This is a genomic window from Methylobacterium goesingense (assembly GCF_022179225.1).
Classification (GTDB): domain Bacteria; phylum Pseudomonadota; class Alphaproteobacteria; order Rhizobiales; family Beijerinckiaceae; genus Methylobacterium; species Methylobacterium goesingense.
In genome coordinates, this window is the sequence record NZ_BPQL01000260.1 from 1 (window position 1) to 1,241 (window position 1,241).

At 73.7% G+C, this 1,241-nt stretch carries 1 protein-coding gene and 1 pseudogene; one reads left to right on the plus strand and one right to left on the minus strand.

Annotation, left to right across the window (positions count from 1 at the left end):
* A partial coding sequence (locus MFF30_RS25840) for a nitroreductase family protein (RefSeq protein WP_238283150.1) occupies nucleotides 1-518 on the minus strand: 518 nt, incomplete at its 3' end.
* Nucleotides 519-712: 194 nt separating this feature from the next.
* On the opposite strand from MFF30_RS25840, the pseudogene MFF30_RS25845 reads away from it, so the two are divergent.
* A pseudogene (locus MFF30_RS25845) lies at nucleotides 713-1,241 on the plus strand (hypothetical protein); the annotation flags it as partial.

The window sequence follows — 1,241 nt, forward strand, 5'->3', positions numbered from 1 at the left end:
GGCGGCACCTCCTGGGCGCGCCCGATGTGGATGAAGCCCGCCAGGCGCTCGCTGGGCTCGAGGCCGAGGACGTCGAGGATGCGGGAATCGTAGGCGAACCACTCGGTGAGCCAGGCGGTGGCGTAGCCCGCGGCATTGGCCGCCACCACGAGATTCATCGCCACGGCGCCGGCCGAGAGCACCTGCTCCCATTCCGGAATCTTGACGTGCGGGCCGGCCCGCGACACCACCGCCACCACCAGGGGTGCCAGGGCGAGGCGGTTGCGCTCCAGCTCCAGGCGGGCGGCGTCGGCTTCCGGGTGGTCGGCGCCATAGGCCGCCGCGATGGTCTCCCCGATACGGGTCCGGGCTTCGCCGGCGATCACCAGGAAGCGCCAGGGGGCCAGCTTGCCATGGTCCGGCACGCGCGACGCGATCGTCAGGATCGCGTCGAGTTCGGCTGCGTCCGGGCCCGGCCCGGCGAGGCGCAGCGGCGGGACCGAGCGGCGGGTGCGCAGGAGATCGAGGGTGGCGTTCATGGCATCCCTGGAGCAGGATCGGGCGGGTGGAGGCTGAGCCGCGAAAAGGGCCCGGAGGGCGACGCGGCCTTGCCGCCGCCATGGTCCGGTTCCAAGGGCGGACACCGGGGTGCGGCAGCCGCCCGTGACATGGCGCGTCGGCGGCGGATTGGCAACGCCGGCGGGGCGCCCCGGTCGGGATTGGGAGGTGCGGGATGGCGCGGGCAGGGTACGGATCGGTCTTGCTGGGCTGCGCCCTCCTCCTCGGCGTCCATCCCGGAGCCGCCTCGGCGCAGGACGGCAACGCCTTCCACAACCGGATCGGGCCCAACCTCCCCTCGCCCACCCTGTCGGCCCCCGCGATGTCCGATCCCTCGGTGCCGCCGCTGCCCAGCGCAGCGAGCGCGGCGCTCGCCCTCTCGGCGGTGTTCGCGGGCGGCGACAAGCCCCTGCGCTCCGGTCTCGCCTGGCGCATCTACGAGGACCGCACGGACGGGACGAAGCCCGCCATCGTGGCCCGCTCCGAGGCGGCCGAGCCGAGCTTCACCCTGGCGCCGGGCTCTTACGTGGCGACCGTGACCTACGGCTTCGCCAGCGCCTCGCGCCGCGTCGTCATGGCGGGCCAGCCGGCCTCAGAGCAGCTCAAGGTCAGCGCCGGGGCGCTCAAGCTCTCGGGTGCCATCGGAGACGTGAAGCTGAGCCCCGACCAGCTCGCCTTCTCGGTCTTCGTCCCGATCGGGACGA